The sequence below is a fragment of the Xanthobacter sp. AM11 genome (assembly GCF_047444035.1).
In the GTDB taxonomy this organism is placed as follows: Bacteria; Pseudomonadota; Alphaproteobacteria; order Rhizobiales; family Xanthobacteraceae; genus Xanthobacter.
Map to the genome: position 1 here is coordinate 3568705 of NZ_JBLAOA010000001.1, position 17939 is coordinate 3586643.

General features: G+C 70.4%; 13 protein-coding genes. 4 read left to right on the forward strand and 9 right to left on the reverse strand.

All coding sequences use genetic code 11. The annotated features are described in order from the left end of the window. The first annotated feature begins 80 nt into the window (after positions 1-80). Positions 81-1022 carry an ATP-binding protein gene (locus ACI7BZ_RS16375; RefSeq protein WP_414118224.1) on the forward strand — a complete coding sequence of 314 codons (942 nt, stop codon included), beginning with the start codon at positions 81-83 and terminating at the stop codon, positions 1020-1022. Between the two features lie 63 nt (positions 1023-1085). Here the strand turns inward: ACI7BZ_RS16375 and ACI7BZ_RS16380 are convergent, their stop codons facing one another. From ACI7BZ_RS16380 to ACI7BZ_RS16390, 3 genes are all read right to left on the reverse strand, one after another. Further along, entirely contained in the window at positions 1086-3071 is a 1986-nt protein-coding gene (locus ACI7BZ_RS16380; protein ID WP_414118225.1) for an SPOR domain-containing protein, read from the reverse strand. Between the two features lie 86 nt (positions 3072-3157). Beyond that, positions 3158-4918 carry an arginine--tRNA ligase gene (argS, locus tag ACI7BZ_RS16385; RefSeq protein ID WP_414118226.1) on the reverse strand — a complete coding sequence of 587 codons (1761 nt, stop codon included), beginning with the start codon at positions 4916-4918 and terminating at the stop codon, positions 3158-3160. 35 nt (positions 4919-4953) lie between these two features. Next, positions 4954-6159, reverse strand: a complete 1206-nt coding sequence (locus tag ACI7BZ_RS16390; protein WP_414118227.1) for a deoxyguanosinetriphosphate triphosphohydrolase — start codon at positions 6157-6159, stop codon at positions 4954-4956. A 106-nt stretch (positions 6160-6265) separates the two neighbouring features. On the opposite strand from ACI7BZ_RS16390, the gene erpA reads away from it, so the two are divergent. Beyond that, a complete protein-coding gene (gene erpA / locus ACI7BZ_RS16395; RefSeq protein WP_414118228.1) occupies positions 6266-6640 on the forward strand; it encodes an iron-sulfur cluster insertion protein ErpA in 375 nt (124 codons plus the stop codon). Positions 6641-6966: 326 nt separating this feature from the next. Here the strand turns inward: erpA and ACI7BZ_RS16400 are convergent, their stop codons facing one another. Together ACI7BZ_RS16400 and ACI7BZ_RS16405 are read right to left on the reverse strand one after the other, a co-directional pair. After that, positions 6967-8133 (reverse strand): alginate O-acetyltransferase AlgX-related protein, encoded by a 1167-nt coding sequence (locus tag ACI7BZ_RS16400; protein ID WP_414118229.1) that lies wholly within the window; start codon positions 8131-8133, stop codon positions 6967-6969. 14 nt (positions 8134-8147) lie between these two features. Then, on the reverse strand, positions 8148-9554 hold the full coding sequence (locus ACI7BZ_RS16405) for an MBOAT family O-acyltransferase (RefSeq protein WP_414118230.1): 1407 nt from the start codon (positions 9552-9554) through the stop codon (positions 8148-8150). Between the two features lie 386 nt (positions 9555-9940). On the opposite strand from ACI7BZ_RS16405, the gene xth reads away from it, so the two are divergent. Next, the gene (gene xth, locus ACI7BZ_RS16410; RefSeq protein ID WP_414118231.1) at positions 9941-10729 is read left to right on the forward strand and encodes an exodeoxyribonuclease III; all 789 of its coding nucleotides are present in this window, start codon (positions 9941-9943) and stop codon (positions 10727-10729) included. Between the two features lie 26 nt (positions 10730-10755). Further along, the gene (locus ACI7BZ_RS16415) at positions 10756-11199 is read left to right on the forward strand and encodes a GFA family protein (RefSeq protein ID WP_414118232.1); all 444 of its coding nucleotides are present in this window, start codon (positions 10756-10758) and stop codon (positions 11197-11199) included. A 225-nt stretch (positions 11200-11424) separates the two neighbouring features. Here the strand turns inward: ACI7BZ_RS16415 and ACI7BZ_RS16420 are convergent, their stop codons facing one another. The 4 genes from ACI7BZ_RS16420 to ACI7BZ_RS16435 form a co-directional block, all read right to left on the reverse strand. Beyond that, the gene (locus tag ACI7BZ_RS16420; RefSeq protein WP_414118233.1) at positions 11425-12246 is read right to left on the reverse strand and encodes a tetratricopeptide repeat protein; all 822 of its coding nucleotides are present in this window, start codon (positions 12244-12246) and stop codon (positions 11425-11427) included. A gap of 680 nt (positions 12247-12926) precedes the next feature. Then, complete coding sequence (locus tag ACI7BZ_RS16425; protein ID WP_414118234.1) at positions 12927-13742, reverse strand: DUF2459 domain-containing protein; 816 nt, start codon at positions 13740-13742, stop codon at positions 12927-12929. Then, complete coding sequence (locus ACI7BZ_RS16430; RefSeq protein ID WP_414118235.1) at positions 13742-16528, reverse strand: valine--tRNA ligase; 2787 nt, start codon at positions 16526-16528, stop codon at positions 13742-13744. Before ACI7BZ_RS16430 ends, ACI7BZ_RS16425 begins: the two co-directional genes overlap by 1 nt. A 349-nt stretch (positions 16529-16877) precedes the next feature. Next, a complete protein-coding gene (locus ACI7BZ_RS16435; protein ID WP_414118236.1) occupies positions 16878-17870 on the reverse strand; it encodes a DUF2497 domain-containing protein in 993 nt (330 codons plus the stop codon). Positions 17871-17939: the final 69 nt, after the last annotated feature.

The following is a 17939-nucleotide window of genomic DNA, read 5'->3' on the forward strand; positions in this document are numbered from 1 at the left end:
TGGCTCGCGCCGGCCCGGCCGCGCACAGGCGCCTTGCGGGCCGGCGCCGGGCGCCCTATCCCGCGACCGGGAGGACCATCATGCAAGACCGCCAGGACGAACGCCGGGACGAACGCCGGGATGAACGCCGGGATGAACGCCAGAACTTGGACGGCGGACCCGCCACCTTCGCCGTGCTCCACCGCATCGCCGCCGCTCTGGAGCGCCTCGCGCCTGCCGCACCGGCCACGCCGGATTTCGACGCCGCGGACGCCTTCGTGTGGCACACCGACCCCGCCCGCTTCGAGCCGGTACCGCGGGTGAACCGGGTGGAGATGGACCTTCTCCAGGGCATCGACCGGGTGCGCGACCAATTGGTGGAGAACACCCAGCGCTTCGCCCGCGGCCTGCCGGCCAACAATGCGCTGCTGTGGGGCGCCCGCGGCATGGGCAAAAGCTCGCTGGTGAAGGCCGCCCATGCCCGCGTCAACCGCGACCTCGCCGCCGCGCCGCCGCGGCTGAAGCTGGTGGAGATCCACCGCGAGGACATCGAGACCCTGCCGGTGCTGATGGGGCTGGTGCGCGCCTCGGCCCACCGCTTCATCGTGTTCTGCGACGACCTGTCGTTCGATGCCGACGACACCTCCTACAAGTCGCTGAAGGCGGTGCTGGAAGGCGGCATTGAGGGGCGCCCGGAGAATGTGATCTTCTACGCCACCTCCAACCGCCGCCACCTGCTGCCGCGCGACATGATGGAGAACGAGCGCTCCACCGCCATCAACCCCGGCGAGGCGGTGGAGGAGAAGGTGTCCCTCTCCGATCGCTTCGGCCTGTGGCTGGGCTTCCACAAATGCAGCCAGGACGAATATCTCGCCATGGTGGCGGCCTATGTGGCCCACCACGCCTTGCCCGCCACCGAAGCCGAGTGGCGCCCGCAGGCGCTGGAATGGGCCACCACCCGCGGCGCCCGCTCCGGCCGCACCGCCTTCCAGTTCGTCCAGGAGCTCGCCGGGCGCCTCGGCGTGCCGCTGAAGGCGGCGTGACATGGAAAGGGCCGCCCAATGGGCGGCCCTTTGGCATTTGGAGCGGGCTCAGGCCCGCCCGCGTCAGTTCTTGGTGATGACGCAGTCGCCGCCCTGGGCGCGCAGGGACTGGCACAATTCGTTCGCCTGGTCGCGGGTGGCGAAGGGGCCCACCTGGGCGCGGTAATAAATGCCCTTGTCGCCGAGATCGGCCCGCTTCACGTTCGCCTTGTAGCTGCCCAGAATGTTCGGGTAGCGCTGCTGAAGCACCTTCCAGGAGCCCAAAGCGTCGGCCTCGGACCGCTGCGAGGCCACCTGCACCACATAGGAGCCGGTGGCCGCCGGGGCCGGGGTGGCGGCGGCCGTCTGGACCGGGGCGGCAGGCGGAAGCTGGATCGCGGCCGCAGGATCGGCCAGGCTCGGCGCGGCCGAGGGGCTGGCGGCATAGGCCGAAACCCCGGTGCCGCCGGAAGCGACGGTGCCATCGGCCCGCACGCTCAGGGTGCGAACCTTCTTGGGCTCGGTCGCGCCGGCCGCTCCGGCCGGGGCGGCGACCGACGCAGGCGCCGCGGTGGGATCGGCAGGGGCATAAGCGGCGGTGCGGGAGACGGCGGAGGTGACATCCACCGGCTGCTCCTCCCGCGGGACCACCCGTTCATTGGCGGCGGAGGTGGCGCCCACCCGGTCGTAGATGAGCTTCTGCTGGCTGTCCGCGGCCGGCGACGGCGCGGGCGAGGCGATCTTTGCGGGGGTGGAATCGGCCTTGATCACCGGCGGCGTGCTGCTGCCGGTCAACAGGCCCGGCTTGCCCACGGCCATGTTGTAGGCGAACACGCCGGCCACGCCGGCCACCAGCAGGCCCAGCACCGAGATGCCCAGCAGCAGCGCCATGCGGCCTTTGCGCTTGCGCGGCTCCTGGTCGTAAACCTCCTCCCCGTGGGGAGGCATGTAGCCGTCTTCGCCGTATTCGGGATCGTAGCTGTCGTCGTAATCGTCGTAATCGTCATCCCGCCGGGCGGCGGAATAGGCGTAGGCGGCCTCGTCCTCGTCCGCCGCATAGCCGCGGGCGTCCTGCGGGCGGCTGCCTGTGGAGCGGGCCGGCGCGGCGCGGGGCGCGCGATCGTCGTAAGCGCGGTCGTCGTAGGTCCGGTCGTCGTAGGCCCGGTCATCGGCGGCGCCATCGTCATAGGCGTCGTCGGCCGCATAGCGCGGGTCCTGTCGGCCGCGCGGGTCGTAGCTGCGCTCATCCTGGGCGCGGCGATCATAGTCCGGCGCCGCGCGGCCGGGGGCCGTGCGGGGCTGGGCGTAGGTGTCGTCGTCCTCGTAATCGTCTTCCGCCGGGGCGCGGGGCGGTGCCACGGGCGACGGGCGGGCGGCGGCCTGCTGGCGCGCCAGGGAGCCATAGCCCAGCCGCACGGTGGCATCGGGCTGGCTTACGGCCGCGGGAACCGCCGGCGCGGCGGCACGGCCGCGGGCCGCCCCATAGCCGGTGGGTGCGGGAACCGGGGGCGGCGTGAAGCGGGCGGGAACGGCCGGCTGCCGAACCGGCTCCGGCGCCCGGGCCGCGGCGGTGCGCGACGGCGCCTGCCAGGAGACGGGAGCGGCCGGGGCGGAAGCGGCCGGGGCGGCATCGTCCTCCTCCTCGTCGTCATAATATTCGCTCGGCGCAGGGGCCGGCGCCGGGCGCACCGGAGCGCGGGCCGCAACCCGCGGATCGGCGGCGCGGGGATCGGCCGCGCGGGGATCGGCAAAGCGGGGGTCCGCCAGACGCGGGTCCGCGCCACGTGGGTCGATCTGGCGCGGCTCGATCTGGCGCAGGGCCGGCGCGGCGGGGGCCGCATAGCGCGGCGCGGCCGCCGGGCGGCGCGGGTCGGGCCGGGGAGCCGGCTCGGGCTCCAGGGCGGAGAAATCGTCGAAGGGGTCCTGCTCGCCGATGAGGCGGGCAAGCTCAACCAGGGGATCGCCGTCGCGATCGCCGCCAGTCGCAGGCGACGTGCCGCTGCGCTGGCGTGCCGCGCCCTCCGCGGCACCATCATCACGCCGGTAGCGGAACCTGCTTTCGTCGCCCATGTCGCCTCGATGTGTTGTCCGTCGCCCGCCTGGCCGGTCCGGAACCGGGCTCAACCGCCCTGTCCGGAGGGCCTCGGGGCGAGCGATCACGTCATCTCGTCTACGGCCTCCACCCCCAGAACCTTCAGACCCGAGGCGAGGACCATGGCCACGCCATGCACCAGAGCCAGGCGAGCCGAAGTCAACTCTCGATCATTCTCCATAATGAAGCGTAAATGTGGCAAGTCTTTTCCACGGTTCCAATGGCCGTGAAACTCCCCCGCCAATTCATGCAAAAAGAACGAGATCCGGTGCGGCTCGCGCGCCGCCGCCGCCTGCTCCACCAGCCGCGGCCAGGCGGAGAGCCGGCGCAGCACCGCGATTTCCCCTTCGTCGTCCAGCCGGGCGAGGGGGGCGTCGGCGAAGGCGCCGGCCTCCATCGGCAGGTCGGGGAACTCCTCGGCCGCGTTGCGCAGGATCGACTTGGTGCGGGCGTGCGCATACTGCACGTAATAGACCGGATTCTCTCGCGACTGCTCGATCACCTTGGCAAGGTCGAAGTCCAGCGGCGCGTCGTTCTTGCGGAACAGCATCATGAAGCGCACCGCGTCGCGCCCCACCTCGTCCACCACCTCGCGCAGGGTCACGAACGATCCCGCCCGCTTGGACATGCGCACCGGCTCGCCCGCGCGGAACAGCCGCACCAGCTGGATCAGCTCCACGTCCAGCGCCGCCCGGCCGGCGGATACCGCCTTCACCGCCGCCTGCATGCGCTTCACATAGCCGCCATGGTCGGCGCCCCACACGTCGATCATCTTGAGGAAGCCGCGGTCCACCTTGTCCTTGTGATAGGCGATGTCGCCGGCAAAATAGGTGTAGCTGCCGTCGGACTTCTTCAGCGGACGGTCCACGTCGTCGCCGAAATCGGTGGAGCGGAACAGGGTCTGCTCGCGGTCTTCCCAATCCTCGATGGGCGCGCCCTTGGGCGGCGGCAGGCGGCCCTCATAGACCTCGCCGGAGGCGCGCAGCGCCTCGATGGTGGCGCCCACGCGGTCCACCGCCCCGGTGGAGAGGGAGCGCTCGGAGAAGAACACGTCGAAGCAGATGCCCAGGGCCTCCAGGTCCTCGCGGATCATCACCATCATGGCGTCGATGGCGAAGGCGCGCACCAGCGGCAGCCATTGCGCCTCCGCCATGGCCTTCAGCGCCGGCCCGTGGGCGGCGGCGAGCGCCTGGCCCACCGGCACCAGATAGTCGCCGGGATAGAGCCCCTCGGGCACCTCGCCCACGGCCTCCCCCAGCGCCTCGCGGTAGCGCAGGAAGGCGGAGCGGGCCAGCACGTCCACCTGCGCGCCGGCGTCGTTGATGTAATACTCCTTGGTCACGGCAAAGCCGGCGAAATCCAGCAGGCGCGCCAGCGCATCGCCGAACACCGCGCCCCGGCAGTGGCCCACGTGCATGGGGCCGGTGGGGTTGGCGGAGACATATTCCACATTCACCGCCTCGCCCGCGCCGAAGCCGGAGCGGCCGAACTCCAGCCCCTGCCGCAGCACGGCGGCCAGCACCTGCGGCCAGAAGCCGGGATCGAGGGCGATGTTGATGAAGCCGGGGCCGGCCACGTCCACCCGTGTGACGCCGGCGACCGCCCGCAGCCGGGCGGCGATGTGGTCCGCCAGTTCGCGCGGCTTCAGGCCCGCCTCCTTCGCCAGCACCATGGCGGCGTTGGTGGCAAGGTCGCCGTGGCTGGCGTCGCGCGGCGGCTCCACCACCACGCGGGAGAGGTCGAGGTCCCGGGTGATGAGCCCCTCGGCGACGAGGGCGGCGACGGCTTCGCGCACGTGATCGGCGAAGATCGCGTAGACGTTCATGGGGGAAGGTCCGATCGGGTTGGTTGCCGGGGCGCCTATCGCAAGTCCGGCGTCGAGTCAAAGAAGCGGGCGTGCTGGTCGAGGGCGTAGCGGTCGGTCATGCCGGCAATGTAGTCCGCCACCCGGCGCGCCAGGCGCTCGCCGTCCAGGCTGTCCACATCGGTATGCCAGGAGGGCGGCATGTCCCTGGGCGTGGCGAGGAAATGGCCGAACAGGTCGCGCACCACCTGCTGCGCGTCGGCCATGATGCGGTTGATGCGGGCGTGCCGGTACATGCGCGGGAAGAGGAAGCCCTTCACCGCCTTCTCCTTCTGCGCCATGGCCGGGGAAAAGGCGACCACCGCCTGGCCCAGCGCCCGCACCTCCTGCGCGCTGCCCACCCCGGCCTCCTGCGCCCGGCGCGCGCTTTCCGCCACCACATCCTCGATGAGGCGGGTGATGACGCGGCGGAACACCTCGTTCACCGTGCGGGCCATGCCGAGGCCGGGATAGCGGGCGCGCACGTCGCTGATGGCCTCGCCCACCAGCGGCAGGTCGGCCAGATCGTCCAGGGTGAACAGGCCGGCCCGCAGCCCGTCGTCGAAATCGTGCACGTCATAGGCGATGTCGTCGGAGATGGCGGCCACCTGCGCCTCGGCCGAGGCGTGGCTCCACAATTCCAGGTCCTGCAAAGCGGAATGGGCGAGGATGGCATGGGGCAGGCCGTCGCTATAGCGGCCGATGCCCCGGCCCGCCCGGTCGGTGAGCGGGCCATTGTGCTTGGCGATGCCTTCCAGGGTTTCCCAGGTGAGGTTCAGCCCGTCGAACTCCGCATAGCGCCGCTCGATGCGCGTCACCACCCGCAGCGACTGGGCGTTGTGGTCGAACCCGCCCTGCCCGGCCATGCAGGCGTCCAGCGCCCGCTCGCCCGCATGGGCGAAGGGCGGGTGGCCGAGATCGTGGGCGAGGGCCAGCGCCTCGGCCAGGTCCTCGTCGAGCCCCAGAGCCCGGGCGATGGAGCGCGCCACCTGCACCACCTCCAGCGTGTGGGTGAGGCGGGTGCGGTAATGGTCGCCCTCGTTGAAGACGAACACCTGGGTCTTGTGCTTCAGCCGGCGGAAAGCAGTGGAATGGATGATGCGGTCGCAATCGCGGCGGAACGGGCTGCGGGGCGGCGCATCCGGCTCGAACACCAGCCGGCCGCGCACATGGTCGGGATCGCAGGCCCAGGAAACACGGGGCCTTGCGCCTGAAACCGCCATGCCTGTCCTCCCCCTCGTGCCTTTTCGCCGGCCCGGCCCTTTAACTCAGGCGCCGTCGGCCTTACCTTAAGGGCCATTGCCAGCTTCAATTCGTAAAGTCGATACCATGGACACAACACTCGCATCGTCTCAGGCTTCCGACGTCCCGGCGCTGGAAGTGGATTTCGCCGTCACCGACGCGGCCGCCCGCCGCATCGGCCAGATTCTCTCCTCCGAGCCGGAAGGCACCTTCCTGCGCCTCAGCGTGGAGGGCGGCGGCTGCTCGGGTTTCTCCTACAAATACGACGTCACGCGCGAGCAGGGTGAGGACGACCTTGTGATCGAGAAGGAAGGCGCCAAGATCGTGGTCGATCGCATCTCGCTCGACTACATCAAGGGCTCCCAGCTCGACTACAAGGCGGACCTGATGGGCTCCGCCTTCAAGATTTCCAATCCGCAGGCCACCGCCAAGTGCGGCTGCGGGTCCAGCTTCGCCGTCTGAGCACCGGGCACGGCCGACGGCGGGACGGGTCCCGCTGCCTGCCGGCCAAGCCGCGCGACGTCCTTCCCGCGCGCCGTCCTTGCCCCCGGGCCTGCGGCTGCGTGGCGTGCGCCGGACCGGCGGCGCCGTCGCGTGGGTGTGAGCCCGCGGCGCTTTGAGCCGGAAGGCTGACGCCAGCCCGGCTTTGCCTTGGCTATCGCTGCCTCGCCGCTTGCTGCCTTGCCGGCCGGCGCGCGCTCCCGGGCGCCTTCGCACCGCCCCCCCCTTCGCCCCGCGCTCGCCCCAGGCTCACCCCGGGTTCGCCCCGGACGCGGGCGCCGCCCCTGTCACGGCGCGACGTTGCGCGGCACGGCACGGGTCCAGGGCCGGGGCAGGCCCGTCGGCCAGTCGTCGCCATAGCAGGGGAAGAAGCGCTCGGTGCGGGCGATGATCAAAAGGTCGGGGCGGAAGCGGCGCACGTCGTCGAAATTGAAATCGCAATTGCCGGTCACCTTGGCGGAGGCGTGCATCCAGCCCACCGCGCTCACGTCGGCATTCACGAACAGCCGTGGCCAGGTCACCGCCGTGAAGGAATCGCCCATGATCAGCACCCGCTGGCCGGTGGCGGCAAAGTCGCGCACCACCGATTTGAAGGCCACGTGCTCGTTGCGGCTTCCCAGCGCCGGATCGGGCCGCGGCCGCGCCGAGCGATCGGGGATTTCGAGGCGGAAATTCTCCTCCTTCACCTCGGGCGGCATGCGCATGGAGCGCAACAGGTCGCCCCGCGGCGCATCCTGCAGCGCGCCCACCACCTGCCCCGGGTCCACCTGCCAGCCGGGGTGCCCCGCTGCCACCATCACCGCATTGAAGGCCAGGACGCTGGAGCGGTTGTTCCAATGGGTGTCGGTGAGCAGATAGCGCGGCCGCGGGCTCTGCCGCAGCACGGCGCGCAGGTCCACCGTGGCGACGCCCTCGGCCTTCAGCCCGTTGAGGGCAAGGTCGTATTCGGTGACGGGATAGGCCAAAGCGTCGGTCCAGGCGGGCAGCGCCTCCAGCTCCACCGACTGGGCATTGGGCGGGATCGCCACCACGATGCGTGTTCCCAGCGGCGCCAGCACCCGCTGCATCTCGCCCACCATGGCCACGAAGCGCTCCACATTGGCAAAGCGCACCAGCGCCCCCGCCGATTGCGGCGGCGCCTGCTCGCGCCCCCAGAACAGCTGGCCGTCGCGCCCGGCATAGAAGGGCCGGCTGTCCGGCGAGGCGAGGGCGGCGCGCACGTCCCGCCGCAGCACCGGCAAGGTGGCGCGGAAGCCGAAATTGTCCTGCACATAGGTGCCGATGTTGCGGAACCAATAGTTCAGCTTGCGGTCCCAGCTGAAGTCGGCCGGCACCTTCACCCGCCACTCCCCCCGCGCCAGGGGATCGGGAATGAGGTTGGACAGGAGCAGGAAGCCGAACAGGCCGGCGAACATCACGCCCAGGTAGCGGCGGTGACGCGCAAGAAGTGTCATGCCATCCCCCTGCCTCAGAACCGGTAATACAGGAACGGGGTGGAGGTGGTGCCCCCGACCCAGGCGATGCTGGCCAGCATGAGCGCCGCCACCAGGGCGAAGTCCGCCGCCGTCGCCAGCGCCCCCTCCCCCGCCAGCGCCTTCCAGCGCGGCCAGCGGAAGAAGCCGATGAGCCCGCCCGCCACCAGCGCGGCGATGGCCAGCGGAGTGAGGCCGAAGCCCAGCGCCAGGGAGGCGCGGCTGAAGCCGTTGAGGCCCGCAAGGCCGCCGAACAGGTCGAGGGCGCCCGGCAGGCTGTCGGCGCGGAACCACACCCAGCCCAGCATCACCACCAGCACGGCATAAAGGTGCCCCACCGCCCCCGGCGCCCGCTTCAGCCAGCGGCCGAGGAAGGCCCGCTCGATGATGAGGAAGGCGCCGTGATGGGCGCCCCAGATGACGAAGTTCCAGCTCGCCCCGTGCCACAGGCCGCACAGGAGGAAGACGATGGAGAGGTTCACATAGGTGCGCATCTCCCCGCGCCGGTTGCCGCCCAGGGGGATGTAGAGATAGTCGCGCAGGAAGGCGGACAGGCTCATGTGCCAGCGCCGCCAGAAATCGGTGATGGAGCGCGCCGTATAGGGCAGGCGGAAGTTCCGCGGCAGCACGAAGCCCACCATCACGCCCAGGCCCACGGCCATGGTGGAATAGCCGGCGAAATCGAAATAGATCTGCACCGTATAGGCATAAAGCCCAAGCCAGGCCTCAACGAAGGTGGGGTGGGTGGTGGTGTCGAACACCCCGTCCACCAGCCGCGCCACCTCGTCGGCGATCAGCACCTTCCAGCCGAGGCCGATGGCGAACAGCCGCGCCCCCGCCGAGAAGCGGCCCAGAGTGACGCGCCGCTGCGAGAGCTGCCGGGCCACCGTGGCGTAGCGCACGATGGGGCCGGCCACCAGCTGCGGGAACATGCACATGTAGAGGGCGAACTGCGCCGGATCGCGATTGGCGCTGACCTTCCGCTTGAAGATGTCCGCCAGATAGGAAATGGCGTGGAAGGAATAAAAGGAGATGCCCAGCGGCAGGGAGATCTTCGGCAGCGGCAGCGCAAGGCCCGCCGGCTCCAGGAGGGTGTTGAGGTTCTCCATCAGGAAGCCGGTGTATTTGAAGACGCCCAGCAAGGTCAGGTTGAACACCACCCCATAGACCAGCATGCGCCGCCGCGCGTCGCCCGCGCGGGCATCAATGGCCTTGGCGAGGAAGAAGTTCACCGCCACCGACGCCAGGAGAATGATGATGTGCGGCGTATATCCCGCCGCATAGAAGACCAGCGAAAAGGCAAGAAAGATATAGTTCCGCGTCGAGATCGTCTTCGCGGAGAAGTAAGCGACCAGGAACAGCGGAAAGAAATAGAAGAGAAACTCGATGGACGCGAACGTCATTCCACACGCCGCCGTTGGGGAGCAGGCCGCGTTCCTGCCACTCTTTGCCCCGCGCCGCAACCCTTGGACCGCCGCGGGCGTGGGTCGGTTTGGAAACAGGGCGGCGCCGAAGCTCCCTCTCCCGCGTGCGGGGGAGGGGTGGGGAGGGGGTGGCCCTCGCCGCCTGCCTCCGGCGCCGGGAGGCAGGCACCGCTTCCCCCTCCCTGCCCTCCCCCGCACGCGGGAGAGGGTTCGGAACCGCACCAGGTCGCCCCGCTCGTTTTCAAACCGGCCCGCGACCGCCGCCGCCACGGATTTCCCGCCGGTGGCATGATGCGCCAAAACCGCCCCGCGCCATTGCCTCCGGCCCGCGCGCGCGTATCCTCCCCGGCCGAAGGAGCCCGCCCATGCGCATCGCCACCTGGAACGTCAATTCCATCCGCCAGCGGCTGGACCATGCGGTGCGCTGGCTGGAGGAGACCCGGCCGGACGTGGTGTGCCTCCAGGAAATCAAGTGCCAGACCGAGGCCTTCCCCGCGGCAGCGTTCGAGGCGCTGGGCTACAATGTGACCGTCCACGGCCAGAAGGGCTTCAACGGCGTGGCCCTGCTCTCGCGCCTGCCGCTGGAGGATGTCACCCACGGCCTGGCCGGCGACGACGGCGACGTGCAGGCGCGCTTCATCGAGGCGGTGGTTTCGGTGAAGGGCGGCGTGGTGCGGGTCGCCTGCCTCTATCTGCCCAACGGCAACCCGCCGGACACGGAGAAATATCCCTACAAGCTCGGCTTCATGGAGCGCCTGCGGGCGTTTGCGGCCGACCGGCTGGCGCTGGAGGAGCCCTTGATCCTCGCCGGCGACTTCAATGTGATTCCCGAGCCGCGGGATGCGGCCGACCCTGCCGCCTGGGCCGGCGATGCTTTGTTCCTGCCCAAGACCCGCAGCGCCTTCCGGGCGCTGACCCATCTCGGCCTCACCGACGCGGTGCGCGCCACCTCCGATCGCGGGCGGCTCTATAGCTTCTGGGATTACCAGGCCGGGGCGTGGCAGCGCGACAACGGGATTCGCATTGATCACCTCCTGCTGTCGCCGCAGGCGGCGGACCGGCTCATCGCCACCGGCATCGACAAGCATGTGCGGGCCTGGGAAAAGCCGTCCGACCACGTGCCCGTCTGGGCCGACTTCGCCATCGCCGCCTGAAGGCGCCCCCGGATACGGAGCCGAACATGGAGCATGCGGCGAACACTGCCCGCCCGCCGGCCGGCGGCCCGCTGACCGGCGGCTGCCTGTGCGGACGGATTCGCTACCGCATCGCCCGCCTCGCCAGCGCCTATTGGTGCCATTGCACCATGTGCCGGCGCGCATCGGGCTCCGCTGCCCTGCCGTGGGCCAGCGTCGAGCGGGCCGACCTTGAGGTGACGCAGGGCACGCCGCAGCGTTTCTCCTCGTCCCCCGGGGTCGCGCGCTTCTTCTGCGGCGCCTGCGGCAGCCCGCTGGTGTTCGACATGGCGCAGGAAGCGCAGGTGGATGTGACGCTGGGCACCCTGGACGACCCCGACCAGGTTCGCCCCACCCATCACATCTGGACACAGACCGCGCTGGCCATGACCGAAGGGCTCGGCGCCGCCCTGCCCCGCCACGCAGCGGAGGCCGACGGCCCGCCGCCCTGATGCGGACGGGCGCGCGCCGGAGCCGTGGCAGGCCATGTCTCGGCCTGGAAACGGGGGAGGCAACCGGGTGCCGCGGGGCACCCTCGCCCACTGACGCGGGACGGCGGGATGGGGGAAGCGACGCTTCGTTCCATGCGCCGGATTCAGGCGCAGCGGGCGCCCCGGACCGAAACCGTCTCTTTCCATGAGAGACGGGGCTTCTGCGCACCTGCGGCGCAGAGCACTCTACCGCTTGGCGGTCTTCAGCCAGCCTTCCAGATAGGTCAGCGCCAGCGCGCGCTCGTCGGTGGTGGCTTCGGAAAAGGCGTCCTCATAGGCGGAGACCACCCATTTGTCCTCGGGACGGGAGGCCGAGTCGCGGGCGACGGTGAGCCACATGAGGCCCCGTGCGCCCTGCCGCGGCACGCCCTCATCGCCCTTGAACAGCAGCCGGCCCAGCATGGCCTGCGCCTCGAACTGCCCCTTCTGCGCGGCCAGGGTGAGCCAGCGCCCGGCATTGCGCGCATCCCGCGGGCCGCCCACGCCGTCGAGATAGAGCCGGGCGAGCTGGTATTGGCCGTCCGCATCGCCGAAATAGGACGCGGCATAAGAGAACATGGCCCGCGCGCGGATCGGGTCGCGCTTCACCCCCGCGGAGGGAATGCCGACGAGGTAATAGGAGCCCAGGGCCACGAAGGCATTGGCCACGAACCGCGATTGCGCCGTGCCGGGATAATCTTCGGCATGGGTGTTGGCGATCTTGGAGAAATAGTCGAACGCCTTGGCGTCGTCGCGCTTCACCCCGTCACCGTCGGCATAGATGCGGGCGAGCTTCCACTGGGCCATGGCATGGCCCTGGGCGGCGGCATAGCCGAGGGCGTCGATGCCCTTGGCGGTCTGCCCGGCGCGGATGGCCTGCGCCCCGGTGCGGAACGCCTCGTCCACCGGGCGCACCGTGGGCGCCAGAGGCACATTGGCCGGCGGCGTGAGCGGCTGGGCGGGCTGGGTGCTGCCATCGAAGGCGCCGGCAAGCGGCGCGGCAAGGCACATGCCCACGAGGCCCGCCATCACCTGCGCCGAAAGGCGGTGTATGGCGCGCGGGCGCACCGCACGGCGGCGGGCCGGCGCCCCATTCCAATCTGCTATGGTTGCCCTGAAGGTCATCGTGCCGGCAACGTAGTGAGACGCGGCGGCAATATCGGGGCCGAGGCAAGGCCGAGCCGCGGCCTCTCTTTGGCGTTCCATGGCGCGCGCCGGCTCTGCCCGGCACGTTTGCGCGATGGCGGTTTCGGCCATTGAGGTATCGGCGGCGGCAACAGGCCGCCCGGCGGCCGAAAGCTCCGCCGCCTGCGGGCCGCGCAGCTGCGGAAAATACGAACGGCGCCCCTTCAGGTGCCGTCCCGCGGCGCCCCCCGGCGCGATGCCCTGTGCGATGCAACGTCCGTCCATCAGGACCCACCTCGAGCACGACGGCCGGAAACACTTTCCGAGTACGCTCACCGCCGCGCGTTTCATCTGGTTTCGTGACGTTTTGTGGCGGCTTCGCGGCGTCGGGGGCCGGCCCGGTCCCGCCGCGCCGGAAACGGCTCTGGTGTGACTTTGCCGTCACATGCTTTTGATGGGCCGGACGGGGGCGCGGGCCGAAAAGGCGGCATGCCGCCGAGCGCCGCCGGGGCCGGGCCAGCCAGAGGAAAACAACGTTACATCAGAATGCTATGGGGCCATCCCGGGGCCGGGGCATCGCCGCCTCACGGCGCGGCCGCCCCGCTTCGCCAGCGCAGGTCCGCCATCAGCCCGGCCGAAACGGTGGCGGCCGCAAGGGACATCGGCAGGCCGGCACCGTTCAACAGACGAGCCACCCAGTGGTTGCAATTGCGCGTGAGGTGATAGGCGCCGGCGGCGCGGAAGAACAGGCTGGGGCCATAGAGGCCGGGACCCAGCTCCTGCGGGGCGTCCTGCAACCTGTCGGATGAAGGGGGCTTCGCGGCCCCGTGTGAATCGCCGCGCCGATCCCGCGGGGCCAGACCCGGCTCCAGCGTCGCCTCGATGCCGCGGGCGAGGGCGTCGAGGCCGTCGCGGTCCAGCGCGAGGCGCACCATGTCCGACCCCGCGAACACCGACCGCGGCGCGCCCACGCCCCCCATCACATGCAGCACGGAGGGATTGCCGGGCGCGAACAGCGCCCGCAGTGCCTCCGGCAGGGTCAGGGCCGAAAGGTAAGGCACATTGCGGTAGAAGCCCTCGTCGCCCCAGCCGATTTCCAGCCAGTCATAGGCCACGAAGCGGCCGGCCACCGCCGAGAGGCGCGGCAGGCCGAGAGCCGCCGCCCGCGCCGCCAGCGCCGCCCGGGGCAGCACAAGGCCGGCGTGGTAGCCGTGATCCACCACCAACACCGGCACGGCCGCCGCACCGTCCACGGCCCCTTCCACCCCGACAGGCCGATGGCCCCGCCCCGGCAGGTCCGTGGCCATCACCACAAGGAGGGCGAGCAGGAGCAGGACGCCGAGCCCCCCGGCGACGCCGGCCACAAGCGTCCGCAGGCGCAGGGGGCCGGCGCGACCCATCAGCCGCCGGAAAGCTGGGTGATGGCGGCGCGGACCTTTTCCTTGCGGTGGAGATATTCCTCCCGCTTCTCGCGCTCGGCCTCCACCACCTCTTCCGGCGCGCGGGCGACGAAGCTCTCGTTGCCCAGCTTGGCGTCGATGCGGGCCACCTCCTGGTCGAGCTTGCCCTCTTCCTTGCGGAGGCGGGCGAGCTCGGCGGCAAGGTCCACCACGCCGGCCAGCGGCAGCGCCGCCACTTCGCCGCGCACCACCATCTGCACCGATTCGGCGGGCACCTGTGCGGCCACCTCCACCTGCGAGAGGCGGGCGAGGCGGCGCAGGGCATCGTCCCATGCGGCGGCACGGGCGCGCGTCTCCTCGCCCGGCTCCACCAGCACCAGCGGCACCTGGGCGCCGGCGGGAACGTTCATCTCGGCGCGGACGGAACGGATCTCGGTCACCAGGTCCACCACCCAGCCCACCTCGGCCTCGGCGTCGGGGGCTTCCAGGCCCGCGAGGTCCGGCCAGGGGGCGAGGGCCAGGAGGCTGGCACGCGGCGGGCCATCCTTGCCGGTCTCGGCCCACAACTCCTCGGTGAGGAAGGGCATGAAGGGGTGCAGCAGCGCCATGGCCACGTCCAGCACATAGGCCGTGGCCGCCCGCGTCTCGTCCTTGGCGGCGCCGTCGGGGCCGGAGAGCACGGGCTTGGCCAGCTCCAGGTGCCAGTCGCACACCACGTTCCACAGGAAGCGGTAGATGGCGCCGGCCGCCTCGTTGAAGCGATAGGCCAGGATGGCGCCGCTCACCTCGGCGCTGGCGCGGGCCGCCTCGCCGATGATCCAGCGGTTGAGGGTGCCCTCCACCTTGGCCGGGTCGAAGCCGTCCACCCGCACGCAGCCGTTCATCTGGGCGAAGCGCACCGCGTTCCAGAGCTTGGTGGCGAAGTTGCGGTATCCCTCCACCCGAGAGGTGGCGAGCTTGATGTCGCGCCCCTGCGCCGCCATGGCCGCCAGGGTGAAGCGCAGGGCATCCGCCCCGTACTGCTCCACCAGGTCGAGGGGGTCGATGACGTTGCCCTTCGACTTCGACATCTTCGCGCCCTTCTCGTCACGAACGAGGGCGTGGATGTAGACGTCCTTGAACGGCACTTCGCCATCCATGAAATGCAGGCCCATCATCATCATCCGAGCGACCCAGAAGAAGATGATGTCGAAGCCCGTCACCAAAACTGAAGTCGGGTAGAACTTCTTGAGTTCGGCGGTCTCGTCCGGCCAGCCCATGGTGGAGAAGGGCCAAAGGGCGGAGGAGAACCAGGTGTCCAGCACGTCCGCGTCGCGGGTGAGGAACTGGGCGCGCCGGTCGGCATCGGCCATCAAAAGCTCGGCGTCCTCGGTGGAAAGGCTTTCATTTCCAACGTTGTGCGCCAATGCCTGCTCGAAGGCCCCGTCCTCGTCCTCGGCCACGAACACGTTGCCGAACGGGTCATACCAGGCCGGAATCTGGTGGCCCCACCACAATTGCCTGGAAATGCACCAGGGCTGGATATTGTCCAGCCACTCGAAATAGGTCTTCTCCCAATTCTTGGGAACAAAGGCCGTCCGGCCCTCGCGAACGGCCGCAAGTGCCGGTTCTGCAAGGGTTTTTGCGTCCACATACCATTGGTCGGTCAGCCACGGCTCGATGACCACGCCGGAGCGGTCGCCGTGCGGCACCATATGGGTGTGCGGCTCGATCTTCTCCAGCAATTCCAACGCGGTAAGCAGTTCCACGATGTGCTTGCGCGCGGCAAAGCGGTCCATGCCCTTCAGGTGCGAAAGCACGCCGGCGGCGTCGGGCGCATCCACATAGGCCTCGGGGCGTTCCGCATAATCGTCGAGAATGCCGGTGGGTTCGATCCGCGCTTCCGCGTCGAGCACGTTGATCATCCGCAGGCCGTGCCGCTTGCCCACCTCGAAGTCATTGAAATCATGGGCGGGCGTGATCTTCACCGCGCCGGACCCCTTGTCGGGATCGGAATATTCATCGGCCACGATGGGAATGCGACGGCCCACCAGCGGCAGGATCACATGCTTGCCGATGAGGTCGCGGTAGCGCTCATCCTCCGGGTGCACCGCCACTGCCGTGTCGCCCAGCATGGTCTCGGGCCGGGTGGTGGCGACGACGATGAAGCGGTCCTTCTCCCCCTCGATGGGATAGCGCAGGTGCCAGAGATTTCCCTTCATCTCCACCTGCACGACCTCCAGGTCGGAGATGGCGGTGATGAGCTTGGGGTCCCAGTTGACGAGCCGCTTGTCCTTGTAGATCAGCCCCTCGCGATAGAGCTGCACGAACACTTTGAGGACGGCGCGGCTGAGGCCCTCGTCCATGGTGAAGCGCTCGCGCGACCAGTCGCAGGAGGCGCCCAGCTTCTTCAGCTGGTTGACGATGGTGCCGCCCGATTCGGCCTTCCATGCCCACACCTTTTCAATGAAAGCAGCGCGGCCCATGTCGCGGCGGCCGGGCAACTTCTGGGCGGCGAGCTGGCGTTCCACCACCATCTGGGTGGCGATGCCCGCATGGTCGGTTCCGGGCTGCCACAGCACATCCTTGCCGCGCATGCGCTCGAACCGCGCCAGCACATCCTGCAACGTGTTGTTGAGTGCGTGGCCCATGTGCAGGGAGCCGGTGACGTTGGGCGGCGGAATGACGATGGAATAGCCTTCCGCGTCCTTGCGCTCGGGGCGGCCGCAGCGAAAGGCGCCGGCCGCGTCCCAGGCGGCGGCGATGCGCTGTTCCACGGCGGCGGGATCGAACACTTTTTCCAGCATGAAGGTGGCTCCGCGGATGCGCTCGGCCAGGGGCAGCGCGGCGCGCCACGCCCCGGCTCCGCGTCCGCTCCGGACGGGAAAGGTCAGCGGGCGTTAAAGCCGCATGGCGGGGGTTGCGTCAACACGCGGGGCTCCGCCGGCGTGGCCCGGCCCGGAATTTGAGGCCGGTTGGCCTGAAGGCGGGCGGGAGGCGGCGCGGCCCGCGCGCACTTGGCCGGGATGCGCGCCGCATGGGGCGGGCGGCCCAACCGGACCCCTTCGCCCCACCTTTTTCGGGCCGCGAGGCCTCGCGCGTTGGGTCCCCGCTGCGCCTGCCGGTGCGGATTCTGCCGCTTCTTCCGGCGACGGCTCAGCGACCCTGGCGGGTCACCCGCTCGATCTCCGCACGCACCAGGCCTTCCACGATGCCGGGCAGGCGCTGGTCCAGCCAGTCCTTCAGCATAGGGCGCAGGATTTCCTTCACCAGATCCTCGATGGTGCGCTCCTTATGCGGCAGCACGGCATCGCCGAGGGACTGGAAGGCCGCGGCCACCGCGGCGTCAACGCCGGGCGAGAGCAGGTCGCGCCGGCGCGGGCCATCCTCGCGGTGCGGCCGGGGCGCGGCGTCACGGGCCGGTGTGGCAGCGGGCGATTCCGGCGCATCCCGATCGGACTGCGCCCAATCGGCAGAGCGGGCGGGCGAGGGCGCCGCGGGGCGCGGCTTGAAGGCGGGGGCAGCGGCGCGGGGCGCGGCAGCCATCTCATCCGCCTGGGCTGCGCGCATGGCCGCCTCCAGATCCTGCAACGCGCCGTTGCGCTCCACCTCGTCGCGGAGCGGGCGCACGGTGCGCGCGAACTCGTCCTCGAAACCCTGAATGTCCGCCTCCGGCCCGGGGCGATGCGCATCCTCGGGTGGCGCGCGATAGGCCTTGGGGCGGGCGGCAGGCTGGGGGGACCGCACCTCCCGCACGGGCGGGCGCTCCTCCTCGCCGGCCGGCGGCACGGGACGCGGGGCGCGGGGCGCACCTTCCGGCGCGACGGGGCGCATCCGGCCTTCGGGCGGCTGGGGGCGGGCCACGGATTCGGGCGGCAGCGGACGCTGGGAAGGCCCGGCCGCATGGCGTGCGGGACGGTGCCCCTCTTCGGCCACCTGATCTTCCGGCATTCCGCGCCCGTCATCGGCCATGGGAGGGGCCGGACGGCGCGGCGGAGGCGCCGCCGGCTCGCCATAGCGAGCCGCATCCGCGGCTGCATCCCCGCCATAGCGATGCGGGGGCGGCGGCACCACGGCAGGACGCCGGGGCGGCATGGGCAGCTCGTCATCCGCCATGATGCGGCGAATCGAGGCCAGGATTTCTTCCATCGAAGGCTCTTGCACTTTTGGGCTCGCAGCCATGGTCAGACCTCGGCCGAACACGACCCGACAGACCAC

Bases quoted from the DNA above. Each gene is read 5' to 3' on its own strand.
- ACI7BZ_RS16390 (WP_414118227.1), bottom strand. From the start codon at position 6,159: ATGGCGGTTTCAGGCGCAAGGCCCCGTGTTTCCTGGGCCTGCGATCCC.
- argS (WP_414118226.1), bottom strand. From the start codon at position 4,918: ATGAACGTCTACGCGATCTTCGCCGATCACGTGCGCGAAGCCGTCGCC.
- erpA (WP_414118228.1), top strand. From the start codon at position 6,266: ATGGACACAACACTCGCATCGTCTCAGGCTTCCGACGTCCCGGCGCTG.
- ACI7BZ_RS16375 (WP_414118224.1), top strand. From the start codon at position 81: ATGCAAGACCGCCAGGACGAACGCCGGGACGAACGCCGGGATGAACGC.
- ACI7BZ_RS16405 (WP_414118230.1), bottom strand. From the start codon at position 9,554: ATGACGTTCGCGTCCATCGAGTTTCTCTTCTATTTCTTTCCGCTGTTC.
- ACI7BZ_RS16400 (WP_414118229.1), bottom strand. From the start codon at position 8,133: ATGACACTTCTTGCGCGTCACCGCCGCTACCTGGGCGTGATGTTCGCC.
- xth (WP_414118231.1), top strand. From the start codon at position 9,941: ATGCGCATCGCCACCTGGAACGTCAATTCCATCCGCCAGCGGCTGGAC.
- ACI7BZ_RS16425 (WP_414118234.1), bottom strand. From the start codon at position 13,742: ATGGGTCGCGCCGGCCCCCTGCGCCTGCGGACGCTTGTGGCCGGCGTC.
- ACI7BZ_RS16420 (WP_414118233.1), bottom strand. From the start codon at position 12,246: ATGGCGGGCCTCGTGGGCATGTGCCTTGCCGCGCCGCTTGCCGGCGCC.
- ACI7BZ_RS16415 (WP_414118232.1), top strand. From the start codon at position 10,756: ATGGAGCATGCGGCGAACACTGCCCGCCCGCCGGCCGGCGGCCCGCTG.
- ACI7BZ_RS16430 (WP_414118235.1), bottom strand. From the start codon at position 16,528: ATGCTGGAAAAAGTGTTCGATCCCGCCGCCGTGGAACAGCGCATCGCC.
- ACI7BZ_RS16435 (WP_414118236.1), bottom strand. From the start codon at position 17,870: ATGGAAGAAATCCTGGCCTCGATTCGCCGCATCATGGCGGATGACGAG.
- ACI7BZ_RS16380 (WP_414118225.1), bottom strand. From the start codon at position 3,071: ATGGGCGACGAAAGCAGGTTCCGCTACCGGCGTGATGATGGTGCCGCG.